The organism is Ascidiimonas meishanensis (genome assembly GCF_037782385.1).
Lineage (GTDB): Bacteria > Bacteroidota > Bacteroidia > Flavobacteriales > Flavobacteriaceae > Ascidiimonas > Ascidiimonas meishanensis.
The window spans coordinates 212,204-232,230 of sequence record NZ_JBBEXD010000006.1 but is presented as its reverse complement, the minus strand read 5'-3'; the positions used below and the strand labels follow the sequence as shown (position 1 = coordinate 232,230).

Sequence of the window (20,027 nt, the reverse complement as noted above, 5' to 3'; positions counted from 1 at the left end):
GTTCGATATAACTTCCATAAAATATAATTTAAATTTTTTCACACTATTTTAATTTAACAATCTTCTTTTTAGATTTTTAAGTTCATTTTCTTTGCTTGTCCAAAGAAAACGAACCAAAAGAAAAGACACTTTTTCCAAGGTATTTTTATCCAGAAAGTGGACAAAACCACAAGGCTTTCCTAAATTTTCTCCAAGGCTTCAAAAATTCTTAACGGAAAACCTTGTTATACTGCGGAAAAAGACAATTTCGAAATCGATTTTAATTCTTGTTTACGTAGAACTGACGTTAATTATAAGGTTAAATGATAATCTAAAGTTACTCTTAGCTGTGGTTGTTTTAAAGAGGAAAAACACGCTTTCTCCCGGGTGTTTATCCTTAAAAAAAAGGGTGGAAAACCCTGTTGGTTTTTTGGTATCTTATACGTATTTTATAGTGTTACTTTCATTTTCTTTGCTCGCCCACCCTTCCACTGCGCTCAGGGTTCAGAAACAAACCAAAAGAATCCCGAAGATAGTTGGGAGCGCTTTTGGTTCCTATTATTTCTATTCTCTTCTAAGGAGTTCATGAATTTACATTTCTCCCCCGAAGGATTGGGGCTTCAAAAATTTTTAACGGAAAAGGCCTGCTGCACTGCGGAAAAGAAAAAATCAATAAAACAGGAATTCTTTTTACATCAAACTCAGTTTATTTTAATCTTGAATAGGGTATATGAGTTGACTATGTATATTTTGTTTGCTCGCCTACCCTGCAACTACGCTCAGGGTTTAGAAACAAACCAAAAGAAAAGACAATTGCGAACTGAATTTTCAATTCTTATTTATGTCTAACGTACGTTATTTAACTATCCATACCGTTGATAAAAGTCTCTACAAAATTGACTACTTTATACAAGATTCTATCGCCTATTGATTTACGTTTTAAGACGTTTGGTTTATCACCTTCTATTAAATCTAATAATTCATCACGCAAGGGTTCTCTTTCTGCATACAGATAATCTTCTATGAGTTTTTGTGTTTTTGCTGAGGATAGATTTTCTTCTTTTACAAATACTTCAAAGGCTTTTTGTTGTTCTTGAGACCAGAATTTTTCAAATTCTTGCGGTATGGTCTCAGAATCTTCTATTTGTGGTAGGTTATCTTCTATAAACTTTTCTATTAACTCTCTTTTGCTTCTTAAATTGGCTTCTCCTGCCAAGGCATCTACAATCTCTTTTTTCTTGGCTTCTTGATCTGACTTTTTAGCATCTTTTAAGTTTGCTAACAGTTTAAGAATATAAGTAACATTAATTTCGTCTCTATGAATTAGTTCTAACTCAAAATCTACATCATCAAGTATAGATACTTTTTCTTTGGCTGTATCGTGTTTTGTTTTCTGCCATAAATCAAGATACTTACTTCTATAATCATTAAAGAGTTGTTCTTGCATTGCTAAATCTTCCCAATCAAAATTTGCAAAGGTGGTCATGGTGTTTTTTAAACGCATTAACTCCCTAAATGCTTTAATAAAGGCTAACTCATCTTCTTCACTTACTAAATTGTTTACACTATTTACGGTGGGTGTTATTTTTAATAAATTGATAAATGCCTCATTAAACTTTTGTGTGTATTCTTCATAAGGCTTCATTATGATAACCTCTATGGCTTCTTTATTACTAAAGAGTGTTATGGCTTGATCTGTTACTTTTTTAAGATTACGAAATACTACAATATTTCCCTGTGATTTTTGTTCGTTTATAATTCTATTGGTACGTGAATAGGCTTGTATTAAGCCGTGATATTTTAAATTCTTATCTACATACAGAGTGTTTAAAGACGGACTGTCAAAACCTGTTAAAAACATATTTACTACTAATAATATATCAATCTTACGTTCTTTTACTTTCTTTGATATATCGTTGTAATAATTATAAAAGGATTGGCTGTCTTTTGTTGAGAAATTAGCACCAAACATCTCATTATAATGCCCTATATAACTTTCTAACTTATCTCTTTTGTGTACATTCAAGCCATATAAGGCAGGAGATTCTTCAACTACTGAAACTTCTTCTGGAATATAGCCGTTTGCATCTGCATCTTCTTCATTAGCTACATAACTAAAGATGGTGGCTATTTTTAGGTTGTGTTCACCAGCTTCTTTTTTACGATGCAGCATATCATAATAATCTACTAACATATCTGTACTCCCCACACAAAACATGCCTGTAAATTCTTTGTTATGCGTTTTACGGTGGTGGTTTGCGATAATATAGTCTGCTATTTTTTCTAAACGCTTTGGTGATTCCATTAACTCTTTACGGTCAATATCTTCTACTTCAATATCTATTTCTGTAGCAGATTCTTTTTGCTTGTATTTACCCACATATTCTACTGCAAATTTTAATACATTCTCATCCTTAATAGCATCTGTGATTACGTATTTATGTAAGCACTCGCCAAACAATTCTTTGGTGGTTCGCTTTCCCAATTCGTTTTTAACGGCATTGTCTGCAAATATGGGGGTACCTGTAAAACCAAACATTTGAAAGTTATGGAAGAATGCTTTTATGCGATTATGCGTTTCCCCAAACTGACTTCTATGACATTCATCAAAAATAAAGACGATACGCTCCTCTTTCATTCTCTCCATCTTACCTAAATAGTTCTTTTTGCTAATGGCTGTATTTAACTTCTGGATGGTGGTTACAATAATCTTAGTATCATCACTAAACTGTTTTACTAATGCTTTTGTATTGTCTGTACCGTCTATACTGCCTTTGGAAAAACTATTAAACTCTTTGGTGGTTTGGTAATCTAAATCTTTTCTATCTACTACAAATACCACTTTTTTAACTTGTGGCATTTTCATAATTATCTGACTTGCTTTAAAAGAAGTAAGCGTTTTACCTGAACCTGTAGTATGCCAGATATAACCATTATGTGTACTGTTTTTAACCTTATCTATAATGCTTTCTACTGCATAGTATTGATAGGGTCTCAATACCATTAATATTTTATGTGTTTCGTTTAGAACAATGTATTTGCAGATCATTTTAGAAATATTGCAAGGCTCTAAAAATTCTGATGTAAACCCGTTTAAGATATTGGTTAACCGCTTGTTTTCTTTATTTGTCCAATAAAAGGTTTGTTTAAAAGATTGATGCCTGTTATTTGCATAGTATTTGGCGTTTACACCATTACTTATTACAAATATTTGCACGTATTGAAACAAGGCAGATTTAGCCCCAAATGAATGTCTTTGATAACGGTTTATTTGATTAAAGGCTTCTTTCATTTCTAAACCTCTGCGCTTTAATTCTATTTGAACTAAAGGCAAACCATTCACTAACAAGGTAACATCATAACGATTCTTATAACTACCCTCTATGGTAACTTGATTGGTAACTTGATATTGATTTTGACACCAATGCTCGGTGTTTAAAAACTCAAAATACAGGTTATCACCATTATCTCTAACCATATGCTGTTTTTCTCTTAGCGTTTTGGCTTTTTCAAATACAGAACCTTTGCTCAATAGATTGAGTACCCGCTCAAATTCTTTGGCTGTGAGCGTAATGTTATTATGCTTTTCTAGCTGTGTTTTTAAGTTTGCTAATAAGGTAGCTTCATCTGGAATACTCACTTTAGTATAACCAATACTTGCTAGCTGTGCTATTAACTGATTTTCTAATACTTGTTCTGGTTGTGTACTCATTTATTTAATTATCGTGGAGACTATGCTAACCGCAATTGCTGGCGTAGCCATTCTACTGTCATTGCGAGGGAAGCATGACCGAAGCAATCCGTTTTTGGTTTGTTGCTCTGTTTTGTGGGATTGCTTCGCTGCGCTCGCAATGACGTTGTGCTGCGCTCGCAATGACGTTGTGTTTGGCTCGCAATGACCGAAGCAATCTAGTCTCCAAATTCCTTTTTTACTACCTAACATAAGTCTTCCCACTTTGGGTTGATGCTTTCTATAAGTGCTGTTTTTTTAGCTCTACTGCCCGCTTTTAATTGTTTTTCTCTGCCTATGGCGTTGCCTATCATTTGAAAAGCCTCATAATACACTAATTTATTCAAATTATACCGTGCTGTAAACGATTTAGGGTTTATTTTTTCTTTATGTTGTTGTACTCTTCCAGACAGGTTAGCAGTAACCCCCACATACAAGGTGGTATTGTTTTTATTGGTGAGTATGTAGATAAACCCTGGTTTCATTCTTTACTTTTTTTAGTCTGTCATTGCGAGGGAAGCATGACCGAAGCAATTCGTTTCTGGTTTGTTGCTCTGTTTTGTGGGATTGCTTCGCTGCGCTCGCAATGACGTTGTGTTTGGCTCGCAATGACCGAAGCAATCTAGTCTCCAAATTCCTTTTTTACTACCTAACATAAGTCTTCCCACTTTGGGTTGATGCTTTCTATAAGTGCTGTTTTTTTAGCTCTACTGCCCGCTTTTAATTGTTTTTCTCTGCCTATGGCGTTGCCTATCATTTGAAAAGCCTCATAATACACTAATTTATTCAAATTATACCGTGCTGTAAACGATTTAGGGTTTATTTTTTCTTTATGTTGTTGTACTCTTCCAGACAGGTTAGCAGTAACCCCCACATACAAGGTGGTATTGTTTTTATTGGTGAGTATGTAGATAAACCCTGGTTTCATTCTTTACTTTTTTTAGTCTGTCATTGCGAGGGAAGCATGACCGAAGCAATTCGTTTCTGGTTTGTTGCTCTGTTTTGTGGGATTGCTTCGCTGCGCTCGCAATGACGTTGTGTTTGGCTCGCAATGGCGTTGTGTTTGGCTCGCAATGACGTTCTGTTTGGTTCGCACTGCCATTATACAAAGAGCTGCTGTAATAAGCCTTTTTTGTACGCCTTTGTTTTTTCTATTTGGTCTTTTACTAAGGCTATGTTTTTATCTATGGCAGATAAGAAATTAGCAATTTTGGTTTGTTCTTCTAAAGCAGGGTAAGGCAACTTAATTTCAGAAAAGTATTTATAACTTATCATTTTACCATCTCTTATTCCTTCAAGTTTTCTTGTTAATTCTTTTATGTAAGAAGGTGTTTTTAAATAATACTTATAAAAATCTCTATTCATATCCTTTATTGGTCTTAAAATGATATATGCAGGACTACAGATCCCTTTATAACTTGAATATTCAATACCACCTTGAAAAGATCTTAAACTTATAATAAAATCTCCAACTTGAACTACTTTGTATGAACTCACACTTTTTGCAGTAACCCCAATATTATAATCTATTAAATGTCTTGGAATAGCTCCTTGATCTTGGGTTACTGCTAAAATTGGTAAATCCGAATTATGATTTTTATCTGAAATACTTTGAAGTAATAAATTACCATTTTTAAACTCCCACTCAGGAAACGCCTTCCCATCACCTGCACTGAGCGCAGTGGAAGTGTCTTTAAACCGTAACTCTTGTTTAAATATTTTTTGCATCACCCCTTTTTTATATTCTTCTAAAAGAGATTTCTTTTTTTCTAAGTTTTGGATGCGATTATTTACTGCTGTTAGGAAATTGGCTATTTTTTGTTGTTCTTGTATTTTTGGAAAAGGTAATTTTATAGAAGATAAAATATCTTGCCCTACATTGTATCTAGTACTACCTCCAGATTTTGTCGTAATTTCTTTTCTAGCAATTGATGACTTTAATAATAAATGAAAGAAAAAAGGTTCATAATTTCCTATTTTTTTTCCGCGAATAACAAAACCACCAAATGTTGCTTTATTCTCTTTATCTAAATAAACATTAGATTGCCCAACTTCCTCCCTCGTTTCTGAACTTCTTTGAAATAGAATATCGCCATATTGAACTAAGTTTTTTTCAAATACTTTTTTAGGAACATTCACTTCACCTTTAATTTTATCATAAGTGATAAAATCATTTTCAATTATATCTAAAACGTTAATAAATTTATATCCAAAGCCATAATCTTCTTTAGAAGCATTAATTCCATTTTTAAAATCTAAAAGATTATCTAATTTTATTTTCTCCCATTCTCCCTTAAACTCTGGGAACCGTAATGGAGGTATTAATGTTTGTGTGTTGTTTTTCATGGTTGTTACTCTGTTTTAGGGGATTGCTTCGGTCATGCTTCCCTCGCAATGACGGTTTGGTTCGCAATGACGGTTTGGTTTGCAATGACGGTTTGGTTTGCAATGACGGTTTGGTTTGCAATGACGGTTTGGTTTGCAATGATGGTTTGGTTCACAATGACGGTTTGGTTTGCAATGATGGTTTGGTTTGCAATGACGGTTAGAAAGGGGTTTTAATGTTTAGTTCTTTACAGAAAGTAGCAATTAGGGTTTCGTTTTCTTGCAATTCTGTATCTAAAGTTTGTATTTGGGTGGCTACAGTATCTATATCTATGGGGTCTTCTTCTTCAAAGGTGTCTACATAGCGGGGTATGTTTAGGTTGTAATTGTTTTCGGCTACTTCTTCTAGGGATGCTTTATAACTGTATTTATCCTCGGTGTTGCGTTCTCTATAAGTGCTTATTATTTTTTCTACATCTGCCACACCCAACATGTTTTGGGTTTTTACTTTCTCAAAATGTGCGCTGGCATCTATAAATAAAATATCGTTAGGGTGTTCTCTACATTTTTTAAAGACTAATATACAGGTGGGGATGCTGGTGCCGTAAAATATGTTTGCTGGCAAACCTATAACGGCATCTAAGAAGTTTTTTTCTTCAATTAAATATTGGCGTATGTGGGCTTCTGCACTGCCTCTAAACAAGGCGCCGTGTGGCAGTACCACTGCCATTTGTCCGTTTTCGGCTAAATGGTGTACCATATGTTGCACAAAGGCAAAATCTGCTTTACTACCCGGGGCTAACTTACCGTATTGACTAAATCTGTCATCACTCATAAAGAGTTGGTTGGCACTCCACTTGGCAGAAAAGGGCGGATTGGCTACAATGGCTTCAAAGCGGTGTTCTATGTGTTGTGGGTGTTCTAAGGTGTCTTCTTGTTTAATATCAAACTGTCTGTAATGTACCCCGTGCAAGATCATATTCATACGGGCTAGGTTGTAGGTGGTACGGTTGAGTTCTTGCCCGTAAAAGTTATTCACTTCTTCTACTTCTTTGGCTACACGTAACAAGAGTGAGCCGCTCCCACAAGTGGGGTCGTAAACAGATTTTAGCCTGGTTTTACCGGTGGTTACTAACTTTGCCAGTACCATACTTACTTCTTGCGGGGTGTAAAATTCGCCTGCTTTTTTACCTGCTCCACTGGCAAATTTCCCTATTAGGTATTCGTAGGCATCACCCAATACGTCTAACTCGGTTTGTTCTAATTTAAAATCTATTTTATCCAGGTGTGCGAGTACTTTGGCAATAATCTCGTTTCGGGCTTCTGGTGACTTTCCTAATTTGGTGGAGTTTAAATCCATATCTTCAAAGAGGTCTTCAAAATCTTCTTCACTATCTGTACCCATGGTGCTGTTTTGGATATTGTTTAAGATTTTCTGTAGGTCTTCTAAGATAAAATTGGAGGTGTTACCATAGGTACCGCTTTCTTCTTTTACCAAAGGTTTCCCCTCATCGTCAAAATTACCTCTTTTGGCTACTGCACTAAACAGTTCTGATGGTTTTAAGAAGTACCCTAGTTTTTCTAAAGATTCTTCTCTTATGGCTTCTATGTATGCTGCGCCTGTTTCTGTATGCTCGTCTATTTGAGAAAATAAAAAGACATCTCCCCCTTCTTTAAGAATTTTATTGGCGTAGAGTTCCATTTTTTCGGCTAGGTATTTGTAAAAAATAAAGCCTAAGATATAATCCCGAAACTCATCTGCATTCATTTTACCACGTAGGGTATTTGCTATATTCCAGAGTTGTTGTTCTAATTGTTTTTTATGTGCTTCAGACATTTAGTTTGTATTTATTGTGGGGGTGGGGTATAATCTTTCAAATATAAAAAGTAGCGGCTATAAAATGGTATTTACGGGCGTAAAAATTAGCTGTACTGGTTTTGAAGTGGTTTATTCCAATTTTAAATCTATAAAGGATAATCTGTTAAATCGGTTTCCACCCGGCTAATATTAATATTTGGCTTTGGTTGCTCAAAATTAACTTTCCTATCTTGTGGTAATCTATTAAATGTGATTTATTAAAAACAGCAAGTACAGCTACTTTTTAAAGCATAAAATTATAGTATATCTAATTAACATCGGGTAGTGGTTTTTACTGGCGGGCAGGGTTTGTTTTCATCAAGAAAACAGTCTTTGCAAATACACAGCAGGTTTTCCAGTTCGTCATTGGTAAGTCTTGCCTGTAGAAAAGGGCTTGGAAGTTCTGAAATATTGATAAAAGGGGTGCGTATTTTTCTTTTTAACAGCCTTTCGGCACCCACTTTGGTGCCGCAATGTATGTAAATATATTCTGGAGACAAATCTAACCATGCACCAATCCGTACAGCCGTATCATAGTGTGCCAAAGGACCAATGTATTTTACCGTGTTTTTAGTGATAATTTGCAAGAGCTCTTTAAAAGTTTGTACTTGGGCAATGGCAGCTTTTTGTTCATTTAGACTCGCTACAAAAGCATCTATCGCTTTTATTCTAAGCCGATACTGATGTGGGTTTTTCTTTCCCTCATGATTTTTTGCTCTGGCGGCACATTCAATAGCCTCTTCTAAGCTATCTTGACTTTTACAATGTATTATCCAACTATCCGGATTAACATCACGCCAGCGTTTATAATCGTTTATGATTTCTTCAATTCTTACAGTATTCACTTGTAATGAGTTTTGTTGGTTATGATAGTACTTTTATGTTGTTTTTAACGTATTTTTTAATTTAAAATAAGTTGATATCAGGGGGCAGTAAGTTCAAAGCAAAGTGTAATTTCTGGTGATGCTATTTTTAGAAATCTCCCATTTTTGCTAAAGTAAATGGCCCAGCGTGTGAACCCGTTCATTTCCAGTATTTTTTCACCCATTAACTCACCGTTTTTCATGCTGTAGAGCCTAACAAAGTTTTTGTATCTGTACGCACCGTCAACCGGGTCTTTTTCACCCATTGAACTTGCTACTATCGCCAGTATAGGTACTTTGGGCGATAAGGCAAAATCCCAAGTGTTCTCGCTTAAATATTCCTGAAAATCTGCCTGTGCTATCAGGTTTTGGCCATAGGTGTTAAACAAGGCAAAACCTTTGTTGGTAAGGTAAAACAACTCACGCTCATTATTAAGTAATTTAAAGGCTCTGGTAAACCCTGCGTAGCTTCCGTCAAGCGCAAATGCCTTAATTACCTTAAATTTTCGGGTGGATGAAAAAAGAAAGGTGCCTGCTTCTGCTACTAAAGATATGTTGGAGTATTTACCGCCATTAAAAGTATCGTGAAACGTCATATTGGTAAGCCAGAAACAATGCCCTGCGTACACGCAATTCCAGGTATATCCAATAGTATTGGCGGCTTTAGATAGATAGCCCACAGTATGCCCTTCTGGATTAAGTATAGGATGTCTCGATTCGTAACGCCCGTTATTTACTGCCGGTAACCTCAGTTTGCCTGTAGCCCTCTCACTTTGCGCAAAAGAAGTGTCTATAAGTTTATTTTCAGTCGGTTTCTTAGCAATTGGGAAAGTCGCTTCGGTTTGCTTAAAATTAATTTTAGTAACGGGCAATTTTACATCGGTTTTTTATAATTAGTAATAGAAAAAGGTGATTTATACTGTAAGCTTAGCAAAAATATAAGATTATTCTGTATAATAAAAATAGTAAAATCGGATAAAATTTATAGCTTTTATATTGTTTTAAGCTTTTTGTTCTGTATTAAAAGAGTCTTACTGTGTGCTTGGAAGGGTATTTTAAAAATGATCATACAGCATCGAAAATACTTTACACATAAGGCATCTGCTACACAAAAAGGCGTTGTTTGGAGAGCTAAGAAGCTACCTGTAGTGTAGTGTAGCGTTAATGTGAGTTTGATTTAGTCTCCATAAAATATAGTTTTAAAATTTTTATCCTGTTTTAACCTAACATTTTTATTTTTAGAGTATTCCTTTCATTTTCTTTGCTCGCCCACTCTGCGACTGCGCTCAGGGTTTAGAAACAAACCAAAAGAATCCCGAAGGAAGTCGGGAGCGCTTTTAGTTTATCTTATTTTTATTTCTACAAAGGAGGTCTTAAAATGTGCATTGTTCCCTCAAACGGTGGAGGCATCGAAAATACTTTACACATAACGCATCTGCTACACAAAAGAGCATTGTTTGGGGAGGTAAGGAGCTATCTGTAGTGTAGATTTACCTTTAACCGTCAAGCTGCGAAGCTTGTGTTAACAACCTCAGCAGGTTTGGTAGTAAAGCTCAGCAGGTTGGTAGTAAAACCTACGCAGGTTTACCACCAAAGTACCGCAGGTTTACGGCCAAAGCTGCGTAGCTTTTTAGCGAAAAAACAGGGCATAAAAAAAAAGTCCCGAAGGACTTTTTCTGCCAGATGGCTTTTAAACTTTACTAAAAACCTTACTGCTAGCTTGCCAGCTGTTGTTTAATTATTTAATGTGAGTTCTATCTAATTTCAGTTTTATTTTTAACCTTAAATAGGGTCTTTTATGTATTAAAATTGTTGCATATAAATTACTTACGTTCATTTTCTTTGCTTGTCCAAAGAAAACGAACCAAAAGAAAAGACACTTTTTCCAAGGTATTTTTGTCCAGAAAGTGGACAAAACCACAAGGCTTTCCTAAATTTTCTCCAAGGCTTCGAAAATTCTTAACGGAAAACCTTGTTACACTGCGGAAAAAGACAACTTCGAACAGGATTTTAATTCTTATTTACATCGAACTGACTTTATTCATTAAGTGGTGGCAGCGTAGTTGTTCCTTCTGGTGATTCTGCTTTACGCAGCTTTTTAAACCGCAGGGTTTTAAGCATGTCTTTAATTTCTGCACCAGGGCGGTAATTAATACGGGCTTTTTTAATCTGGTTGGCAGAGAGTTTTTCTTCTTCTTCTACGCCTTCGCTGGTGACGCCCAGGCTAAAAGTGCCTAGTTTACCCAGCGTTACTTTACGGCCATTCTTTAATTCGCCTTGTATGGCGTTTACCAATCCTATGATTACCGCATAGACATCGTTTTGCCGCACGGTAGAACCATCGGCTACCAACTCAGAGAGGCGGTCTATGTCTGCATTGCCACTGGCAACGGCTAACGCATAGAATTTAGGGGTTTCGTCAAAATTTTGTGGATTTCTTTTTGCTACGGATTTAAATGTTACGCTCATGATATATAAAATTTATTGGGTTACCATTGTTTGTTTCACAAATATGAATGAGAATTCTTGGGTATTTTGTTAAGAAACACTTATAATTATGCAAACAAATGTTATTTTTTATAGCAAATTCTTAATATTTTAATAAAATGATTAAGTAATCCTTATTATTAGTTAAACAAAATTTTTGGAGTTTGGGGCGTATGGTAGCAAATTATTCCCCCGTTCTTATGGCTGCTTAGACTTTTGAGGTGCTGGAATGCGTGGGAACGTATGGTAGCTAACGTGAGTTTGATTTAGTCTCCATAAAATATAGTTTTAAAATTTTTTAGATTATTTTAACTTAATAATCTTATTTTTAGATTATTAAGTTCATTTTCTTTGCTCACCTACCCTGCGACTGCGCTCAGGGTTCAGAAAAAAACCAAAAGAATCCCTAAGGAAGTCGGGAGCACTTTTAATTCATCTTATTTCTATTTTCTTCTAAGGAGGTCCTAAATGTATATTGCGTTTCCAAACGGCTGAAGCATCGAAAATACTTTACAAATGGCATATAGGCTAGCTACCGCTATACTATGCGTGAGGTCCTACTGCGTTTTTCTTGGTTTACATACAAAAACCTAGCGTACCAGACGGTTTGTTTGTTTTGCCATGCTATCAAAAATGGAGACAGTTTACATCAAGTTTCTCTCTGCCTGCCGGGAATGGAAAGAAGGGTTCTTTCTATTAAGCTATTAATTCTTAGCTTTATAATCTCGTGGGGAGATGGGGAAGCAATCTAATGCATCCCTATTTCTCTGCCTGGTTAAGAGCAAAAAGAGGTGACCCATTTGTTTCCATAGTGCAGTTTTTGGAAACTTACCTGAATTGGTCTTCATTTGAATTTTGACATTTTTAGTCAAGTTATGTACTTCTTTTACTCTTATTTTTACAAAGACTAATTTTTAATCTATAGAAGATGAGAAAGCTATTGCGTTTGATTTTGATTCCTGTTTTTTTGATTTTTGGAGTCTTATTTGCCACTCATTATACACCTAGAGATTTGGATACCTTGTATATTCCAACATCCAAAAAAGATACCGTAACTTCAAATAGCAATGTGCATTTTAATAAGATGATGGACGTTCTTACGAGTCCGCGTTGTATAAACTGCCATCCAAATGATAACATTCCCAAACAAGGAGATGATGGGCATCCTCATTACTTTGGGATGGCGGGTGGAGAACGTAATTTAGGTTATGAAGCTACCAAATGTATTACGTGCCACCAATCTGAAAACAATGCGTATTCTGGAGTGCCCGGTGCACCTGAGTGGAGTTTAGCACCGGCCAAAATGAAGTGGGAAGGTTTAACACGTACTGAAATTGCCAAATCTATGCTTAATCCAGCAAATAATGGAGGCCGCAATCTGGAAGAATTAATGCATCACTTAACAGAACATGAACTTGTATTATGGGCATGGGAACCCGGTGTTAAGGCAGATGGAACGCCACGTAAAAAACCACCTGTACCCCTGGAAGAATATAAAAAAGCGGTGAAAGAATGGATTGCAAATGGGGCCATAGTTCCAGAAGATTAATTATTAAAATGAAAACCAACTTGATAGTATGAAAATATCATTCACTATAAACAACAGCCCTCAAACCATTAACATTGAGGATGGCAATACGCCTTTACTTTGGGTAATTAGGGATATGCTTGATTTAAAAGGAACAAAATTTGGCTGCGGAAAAGCAGCTTGTGGTGCGTGCACTATTATGGTAGATAGCGAAGAAGTACGTTCCTGTTCTTATGCGGTAAAATTTGCTGAGGGAAAAAAAATAACAACTATAGAAGGGTTGGGAACCAAAGAAAATCCGCATCCGGTGCAACAAGCCTGGATGGAAGAAATAGTGCCACAATGTGGCTATTGTCAACCAGGATTTATGATGGCTACTGCTGCTCTCTTAGAAAAAAATCCAACGCCTACAGATGAAGATATAGACAATAATATTATAAATGTATGCCGTTGTGCAACGTACTATAGAATGCGAAAAGCCATACATCGTGCCGCCGAAATAAAGAACAATTCTTCTCACCCACTAAATAGAGAGCTATGAGTAAAAAAGAAAAAACATCTAAAGGCATCTCTCGTCGTAAATTTTTAGTAAGAGGTGGGTTAGGCACCTTAGGGGTTCTAGCTATTGGCACCTACGCGTTTAGAAATCCTATACGGCGTTCTATTTTTGGAATGGTAGAAACCTTGCCTCCCTCCTATATGGGTAGCGGTACAGAGCCTAACCTATGGTTTGAACTCACCAAAGCTAACAAGCTTATTTTCCATTCTCCTAAAGTAGAAATGGGACAAGGTTCGTTTACCAGTTTTGCACAAATGATTGCTGACGAGATGAATCTTAGAATTGATCAAATAGAGGTTATAGGCGCAGCTACCAAAACCGGTATTGTAGATATGATGAGTACCGGAGGGAGTTTATCTGTTGGGGGCTTATGGCAACCGCTTCGTGAATTATCTGCTACCATGCGTGAAATGCTGAAGAATGAAGCGGCTAAAAAATGGAGTGTGAATGTTTCCAAATTATCTACTAAAGAAGGGGTTATTTCTGGCGGTGGAAAGACCATGACGTATGCTGAAGCGGCTGATGGTGTTACTGAATGGGAGATTCCTGATACCCCGGAATTAAAACCAATGTCTGATTATAAATTTATTGGAAAACCAATTAAACGTATTGATTTAAATGCAAAAGTTTATGGGGATCCTATTTTTGGATTGGATGCGGAAATGCCAGATATGTTGCATGCAGCAATTGTAAGACCAAGTACCGTGGGGGCAAAATTTAAAAGTGCGAATACTTCTGAATCTGAAAACATGCCGGGTGTGGTGAAAATAGTTCAGATGGATGATTGGGTGGGTGTAATTGCTAAATCCTTCCCTCAGGCTTTGGCGGCCAAGAGGTATTTAAAAGTAGATTGGGATATCCCGAAAAAATGGACGGAAGAAGAAATTCGTGAAACACTTCAAGTAGGTAAAGGTAACAAAATGGTGACCCAAAAAGAAGGTGCTAAACTAGACGCAGGTGCTGAAAATGTGGTTTCTATGGAATTTACCAGTCCTATTGGTGCTCATGCCCAAATAGAACCCAATGGCGCTGTTGCCGATTATAACAACGGAGAGATTACTGTAATTTTATCTACTCAAGTACCAGGCGTCACTCAAAAAGCGGTGGCTGAAGCATTGAATGTAGCTGCCGAAAAGGTAAATATTGTACCTACGTATTTAGGGGGTGGTTTTGGGCGTAAATTAAATACCAATCACGCCATACAAGCGGTTCAATTATCAAAAGAAGTTGGTAAGCCTATAAAGTATATTTTTAGTAGGAAAGAAGAATTTCAAAACGATTTATTTCGGCCACCAACGCACCATATCATGCGAGGAAAATTAAATGATAACGGTTTGCTTGACGCATTAGAACACCATTATGCCAGTGGAGATGTGGCTATTGGTTCTGTTATACTACCCGGAGTTTTACATGATGTTTTAGGTACAGATTTGGGGGCTATGCGTGGGGCAAATATTATGTACGATAAAATTCCAAATCATCGTGCGGTACAATGGCATACCACCTTGCCTTTTGCCACTAGTTGGTGGCGTAGCTTAGGGTTATTAGCCAATATTTTTGCTATTGAAAGTTTTGTTGATGAAATGGCCATTAAAGCGCAAAAAAATCCTGTGGAATTTAGAATTTCAAGTTTGGGTGATGCCCCTATTTCAAAACGGATTAAAGAGGTGATTAAATTGGCTGCCGAAAAAGGGAATTATAAAGATAAAGTAGTAAATGGACGCGCAATGGGATTTGCTGCATCTACGGATGCTAACTCCCCTGCAGCACATGTGGTGGAAGTTTCTATTGAGAATAACCAAATTAAAGTGCATAAAGTAACCTGTGCTTTTGATTGTGGTGTTGTAGTAAATCCAGACCAAGTAAAAGCACAATGTGAAGGTTCTATAATTATGGGAATGAGCGCAGCTATGTTTGAGAAAATGACTTTGGAAGACGGACAACTAACTCCCACAATTTATGGCCCTTATGATATGGCATTAATGAAACATGCACCAAAAGAAATTGAGGTGCATTTTATTCAAGGTGCAGAGATACCTTTACCGGTTGGAGAACCCCCTATGGGGCCTATAGGTGCAGCAGTAGCAAATGCGGTGCGTAGATTAACAGGGAAACGTTTAACAGATTTACCATTAAAATTGAGCTAATTATATATAATAAATACCTACCATAATTGACACACGAATTTAAAGATATAGTCTATCACGCTAAAATCAATCAACAAAGTGAATTGAAAAGTGTATTGGCTACAGTAGTTTTTTTAGAAGGATCTTCTTATAGAAAACCGGGGGTGCGTATGCTGATTTCTGAACATGGTAAAATGGTGGGCGCCGTAAGTGGTGGTTGTGTTGAAAACGAAATAAAACGTAGGGCAGAATCTGTATTTAAAGAGGATAAAGCTATAGTAATTACGTATGATGGACGCTATCGTTTAGGATGTGAAGGTATCTTGTATATTCTAATTGAGCCTTTTAATATTTCAGATGAATTCTTAGAAAAGTTTCAACATGTTTTAGAAACTCGGGAGCCATTTAAAATAGAGTCTTACTATGAACAAAAAGAAGACGCAGTTGGAGATTTTGGAAGTATCACCCGTTTTAATGACAATTCAAGTTTCATATTTAGCAAGACTTTTGAACCCAAGACCTTTAAAGATTTAAAAATATTCTCTCAAATTTTAAAACCCAGCCTTCACCTGTTAATTATAGGTGGCGAGCATGATTCTGTTAAACTATGTACAATGGCTTCTTTATTAGGTTGGGAAGTGAATGTAATTACTTCTATAAAAGACCCTAAACTAGTGTCTGATTTTCCAGGAGCAAAATCTGTAACCGCGCAAACACCAGAAATATTAGATGTCCCTATTGATAATGAAACGGTGGTAGTGCTCATGACACATAACTATGTGCAAGATTTAAAATACCTGTTAAAATTAGAACCATTGCAACCAAGATACATTGGTATAGTAGGATCTTCTAAGCGGCGTGAAGAATTACAAAGTGAGCTTATGCACTATTCTCCAGAATTATCAGAAACATTTTTAGATGTTATTTACAGTCCGGCAGGTTTGCATATTGGTTCTATAACCCCCGAAGAAATAGCCTTATCCATTTTATCAGAAATTCTTTCTATTGTTAGGGAGACGGAGGCCCTGTCTTTGAGGAGTATTGTTGGTAAGATTCATCAGTAGAGATTTAGTTCTGTATACGGCTACATCAAAATTCCGTTTTTTGAGTTTATACCAGGAGGTAAATCTACTTCTCCTAACATTTCCCGCAAATCTATTTCTATTACCCGGCATAAGGATAACATCGGAATGTCATTGGCCATACCTTGAAATGGGTTTTCGGTATAATCTCCTATTACTTCCATCATTACATATACCCAGCCAATTAATGCTGTAATAGGTACAGATAACCATACTCCCAGGTTTCCAAGTTTCAAGAGTTCGGGAATCATAGAAAACGGAAGAAATATAATAAATATCCCTACGAAATACCTACTAATATTAGCATATTGCCTAGGTAGCGGGAATTTCTTAATACGTTCATTCTTACCTTGCAATGTGTAAAAATTACTTAATACATTTACCATTTCCATATGCCTAAAGTCATCTATAAAACCTTGTTCCCTTAATTTTTTAAGGTCTCTTGCCTGCTCATTAATAATTTGTGTTGCGGTATTTACATTATTTATTAATCGGTCGTGTTCTTCTTCTGGAATAAATAATTTTAGTTCTGTTCTTGTAATTTCATCATCAATAAGACCTAGACCAAATTTTTTCCGATACATTTTAGCAGTCCTTGCTGTATAACCACCTTGACTAACATGTTCCCAGGGTGTTGGTACCAATAATTGACTGCGATGGGCGTATAACCATGCGATATGTCTATATATGAGTCGTTTTTTAATACTATGAACTTCTTTTTCAGCAATTTTATCTTCAGCAAAAAAAAGGGATACATATCCATCTACCATCATTCCCCAGGAACGACTATCGTTTACAATACCTCCCCATATTTTCCTGGCTTCCCACATTCTATCATAAGCTTGGTTATTTTTAAAACCAACATAGAATGCTACGGCTGTGCCTATTACTGAAATTGGTAACCAAGGAATCACAATATTGATAATTTTAAAGTGATACAGAAGTGCCGCTACTCCCATTAAAACAACTAACCATAAAATATGAAACCAAGTCCATTTGATTAATTTTGCAAAACTGATTCCCTTAGTAACAATCATCTTCTATAAAATTTATGAGCTTTATTATTTTTTGGAATGATTTGACTAAAAATTTCAATTTAAGGTTTTGAAATAATCAGACGGAGTAATGGCGTATTTTTTCTTGAAAGATCGGCTAAAGTGTGCTAAATTTTCAAATCCAGCTTGTAAAAAAACCTCAGAAGGTCTCTTCTTCTTGCTAAACATTATATTGCGGGCATACTCTAATCTTTTATTTAAAATCCACTTATGAGGGGTTTCATTAAAAATAGACCTAAAATCTCTGTTGAAAGTTGACAGGCTTCTACCAGATTGTTCAGCTAAAGTTTTTAACGGAATATTATATAAATAATTATGAAACATAAGTTCTTCAATATCTGCCCGCTCTGCTAATGAGAATTCTTTGAACACAACAGATAATTCCTTTTTTGCCTTTACTAATGCTATAAGTGCTTCCAAGGTTTTATTTTCAATATAATTGGTATCCAAATCTTTACCATTATCAATATGGGCTATAAGAGGAACCATTAGTTCATTTAATTCTTTTGTTTTTGGAACCTTCATAAAACGTTTTGTAGTAGGTGCTAAATCTTTGGGGAGCACAATTCCATCAATTACCTTTCTTATATAATTGTTGGTGAGCATAAACCCATAGGTTTTCGCATATCCTTCATCACGTTTCCAAGTTTTAAAAATTTCTACAGTGGTGTATTTTCTCAGTAATCCAAAATGACCCCTGGGGATTGAAAACAATTCTTGGTCTATCTTTATATTTAATTGACCCACTTGAGTGAACAATAATATGGTAGAGGGAAGGTATGTATTAAGAACTGCTCCAATAGAGTCTTCGCAGGAAGTTGCTATTTCAATATCATCACAATGTATAAATTTGGTATACCTATTTTCCATGAACTAAAAATATGGATTTTTTGATTCCTATAGTTGTCTAAAAATGTCAAAATACAAGCAAAGATATTGTATTGTATACCAAAAAGTTAGGCATGTTAGATTTTAAAGATTGCTCCTTACAGTGTTTTCTTAAACAACCATTTTTTGCAACTGAATTAAAAAATGTTAACCGTTAACAAAATAAAAACATACCTACATCTTGGAAAAACTATGAAGCTAAATTAGCGCTTTAAAAATCTTTTTTTCTGCTCTTTCTATATATGTTAAGTACGGGTAAAAGCACCCATAGGGAGAGTGCCATAATGGAAATGAACAATCCAAAACCGGTTCCAAAGAACTTTTGAAATACCGCACCTGTATAGCCTAACAAAGCTGAAATATCTAATTTCAATAAAATAAGGATTCGTGATAAATCTATAGGGTTGAACATGGTGGCTCCTATTGAAAAAGAATCTAATGGATAGGATTGAAATGTATTAAGAGACATTAAAAACAAGCCATCATAAATCACCGCCATAAACAACCAAAAAGTTTGCCAAAAGTTTTTTGATGAAGGCTTGAAAACGCAAAGGCTTTCTGTTATTGGTATTGCCTTTGGTAATCATATAATCAATGATTCCAACTTGGTCATTGGTAATGCAATTAGTCTAGAATACGTTTACTGTTTTAACTATTAGCTCTTGTTGAACTCTAAAATTCAATGCATAAAAAAAATGCCTTGAAACGTTCGTTTTCAGGCATTTCGTCATTTTTTTTAATTAAATAAAATATACCCTTAGTATTGGTAACTCCAATTCATATGGTAAGTTTTCGTACTGATAGGGTCACCATCGTATACTTCTTCATATTGCATACCCGGCTCAGGAACATATTTATTCTTAAACCATAATTTAAAAAAGTATCCTGGATACGATGGATGTTTGTAATACTTTACTTCCCTATTTAGATAACTTCCTTTTGTAACATATTGAAATCTGGGTTGCCCATCAGGTGTTTCGTACATAATTAAAAAAGTATCTTTTTCTGAAGAAGTGGTAACTCCTAAACTTACGCCAGCAGAGCATGTAGGTTGCCCAAAGCATTGAATTCTTGAAGTAGCATCAGTATTGTCTTTATCTGAAACATCATTGGTTTCAATCACCTGCTCTTGTTCAATAGTGTCTACACTATCTTCTAACTGACAGGAAATAAAAGAAATGCTGAATAAGATGAGTACTGCGAAAATGTTGGTTTTCATAAATAAAATTTAGTTTTAGTTTGTAAAAATTAATGGTTAGCAAAAAACTAACTTCTGAGTATTAATTTTGAACGTTTTAACTTACTTTATATTGTGTTTTTTCTTAAATAAACAGAAAGATCTATAAGTGTAAAGCTAGCTGATTAAAATACACAGGGCTTACACCATAAATCAAACGCATCCTTTATACCGTATACATATGATGTTTTTACTGTGAAACTATTGCTCCAGATACCAAAAAAAATTTAGTGTTTTTGCACTTAAAGATTATGTTACAAAACAAATACGATCATTATTTTTAACCGCATGCTACTGTATTCATGTTTTA

General features: G+C 35.6%; 16 protein-coding genes and 2 pseudogenes. 5 read left to right on the top strand and 13 right to left on the bottom strand.

Annotated features, from left to right (window positions below; translation table 11 throughout):
• Positions 1 to 838: 838 nt before the first annotated feature.
• From WBG07_RS12995 to WBG07_RS12980, 4 genes are all read right to left on the bottom strand, one after another.
• Positions 839 to 3,691: a type I restriction endonuclease subunit R gene (locus WBG07_RS12995; RefSeq protein ID WP_340201934.1), complete on the bottom strand. Its 2,853-nt coding sequence runs from the start codon at positions 3,689 to 3,691 to the stop codon at positions 839 to 841.
• 224 nt (positions 3,692 to 3,915) lie between these two features.
• Entirely contained in the window at positions 3,916 to 4,194 is a 279-nt protein-coding gene (locus WBG07_RS12990; protein ID WP_340201932.1) for a GIY-YIG nuclease family protein, read from the bottom strand.
• 164 nt (positions 4,195 to 4,358) lie between these two features.
• Positions 4,359 to 4,637: a GIY-YIG nuclease family protein gene (locus WBG07_RS12985; protein WP_340201932.1), complete on the bottom strand. Its 279-nt coding sequence runs from the start codon at positions 4,635 to 4,637 to the stop codon at positions 4,359 to 4,361.
• A gap of 173 nt (positions 4,638 to 4,810) precedes the next feature.
• Entirely contained in the window at positions 4,811 to 6,055 is a 1,245-nt protein-coding gene (locus WBG07_RS12980; protein ID WP_340201931.1) for a restriction endonuclease subunit S, read from the bottom strand.
• 48 nt (positions 6,056 to 6,103) lie between these two features.
• Here WBG07_RS12980 and WBG07_RS12975 point away from each other — a divergent pair, with 48 nt between their 5' ends.
• Positions 6,104 to 6,271 (top strand): hypothetical protein, encoded by a 168-nt coding sequence (locus WBG07_RS12975; protein ID WP_340201929.1) that lies wholly within the window; start codon positions 6,104 to 6,106, stop codon positions 6,269 to 6,271.
• Here the strand turns inward: WBG07_RS12975 and WBG07_RS12970 are convergent.
• From WBG07_RS12970 to WBG07_RS12955, 4 genes are all read right to left on the bottom strand, one after another.
• On the bottom strand, positions 6,255 to 7,871 hold the full coding sequence (locus tag WBG07_RS12970) for a type I restriction-modification system subunit M (protein ID WP_340201927.1): 1,617 nt from the start codon (positions 7,869 to 7,871) through the stop codon (positions 6,255 to 6,257). The genes WBG07_RS12975 and WBG07_RS12970 overlap by 17 nt on opposite strands.
• 293 nt (positions 7,872 to 8,164) lie before the next feature.
• The gene (locus WBG07_RS12965; RefSeq protein WP_340201926.1) at positions 8,165 to 8,737 is read right to left on the bottom strand and encodes a hypothetical protein; all 573 of its coding nucleotides are present in this window, start codon (positions 8,735 to 8,737) and stop codon (positions 8,165 to 8,167) included.
• Positions 8,738 to 8,814: 77 nt separating this feature from the next.
• Complete coding sequence (locus WBG07_RS12960; RefSeq protein WP_340201924.1) at positions 8,815 to 9,627, bottom strand: hypothetical protein; 813 nt, start codon at positions 9,625 to 9,627, stop codon at positions 8,815 to 8,817.
• Between the two features lie 1,165 nt (positions 9,628 to 10,792).
• A complete protein-coding gene (locus WBG07_RS12955; RefSeq protein WP_340201923.1) occupies positions 10,793 to 11,224 on the bottom strand; it encodes an HU family DNA-binding protein in 432 nt (143 codons plus the stop codon).
• 946 nt (positions 11,225 to 12,170) lie between these two features.
• On the opposite strand from WBG07_RS12955, the gene WBG07_RS12950 reads away from it, so the two are divergent.
• Genes WBG07_RS12950 through WBG07_RS12935 form a run of 4 tightly spaced genes read left to right on the top strand, consistent with a single transcriptional unit; the run spans position 12,171 to position 16,519 of the window.
• Complete coding sequence (locus WBG07_RS12950) at positions 12,171 to 12,791, top strand: hypothetical protein (RefSeq protein ID WP_340201921.1); 621 nt, start codon at positions 12,171 to 12,173, stop codon at positions 12,789 to 12,791.
• Between the two features lie 28 nt (positions 12,792 to 12,819).
• Entirely contained in the window at positions 12,820 to 13,311 is a 492-nt protein-coding gene (locus WBG07_RS12945; protein WP_340201919.1) for a (2Fe-2S)-binding protein, read from the top strand.
• Positions 13,308 to 15,476: a xanthine dehydrogenase family protein molybdopterin-binding subunit gene (locus WBG07_RS12940; protein WP_340201918.1), complete on the top strand. Its 2,169-nt coding sequence runs from the start codon at positions 13,308 to 13,310 to the stop codon at positions 15,474 to 15,476. The genes WBG07_RS12945 and WBG07_RS12940 overlap by 4 nt, the downstream gene beginning before the upstream one ends.
• Positions 15,477 to 15,502: 26 nt before the next feature.
• A complete protein-coding gene (locus WBG07_RS12935) occupies positions 15,503 to 16,519 on the top strand; it encodes an XdhC family protein (RefSeq protein WP_340201917.1) in 1,017 nt (338 codons plus the stop codon).
• A 20-nt stretch (positions 16,520 to 16,539) separates the two neighbouring features.
• Here WBG07_RS12935 and WBG07_RS12930 read toward each other — a convergent pair whose 3' ends face one another.
• The 5 genes and pseudogenes from WBG07_RS12930 to WBG07_RS12915 all read right to left on the bottom strand — a co-directional run bounded on the left by WBG07_RS12930 (position 16,540) and on the right by WBG07_RS12915 (position 19,699).
• A complete protein-coding gene (locus WBG07_RS12930) occupies positions 16,540 to 17,574 on the bottom strand; it encodes a bestrophin family protein (RefSeq protein ID WP_340201914.1) in 1,035 nt (344 codons plus the stop codon).
• Positions 17,575 to 17,628: 54 nt separating this feature from the next.
• Positions 17,629 to 18,462: a helix-turn-helix domain-containing protein gene (locus WBG07_RS12925; protein WP_340201912.1), complete on the bottom strand. Its 834-nt coding sequence runs from the start codon at positions 18,460 to 18,462 to the stop codon at positions 17,629 to 17,631.
• A gap of 229 nt (positions 18,463 to 18,691) precedes the next feature.
• Positions 18,692 to 18,988, bottom strand: a pseudogene (locus WBG07_RS12920) (ABC transporter permease); the annotation flags it as partial.
• Positions 18,985 to 19,100: pseudogene (locus WBG07_RS19505) on the bottom strand (IS982 family transposase); the annotation flags it as partial. The pseudogenes WBG07_RS12920 and WBG07_RS19505, both read right to left, overlap by 4 nt.
• 137 nt (positions 19,101 to 19,237) lie before the next feature.
• A complete protein-coding gene (locus WBG07_RS12915) occupies positions 19,238 to 19,699 on the bottom strand; it encodes a hypothetical protein (RefSeq protein ID WP_340201909.1) in 462 nt (153 codons plus the stop codon).
• Positions 19,700 to 20,027 lie beyond the last annotated feature (328 nt).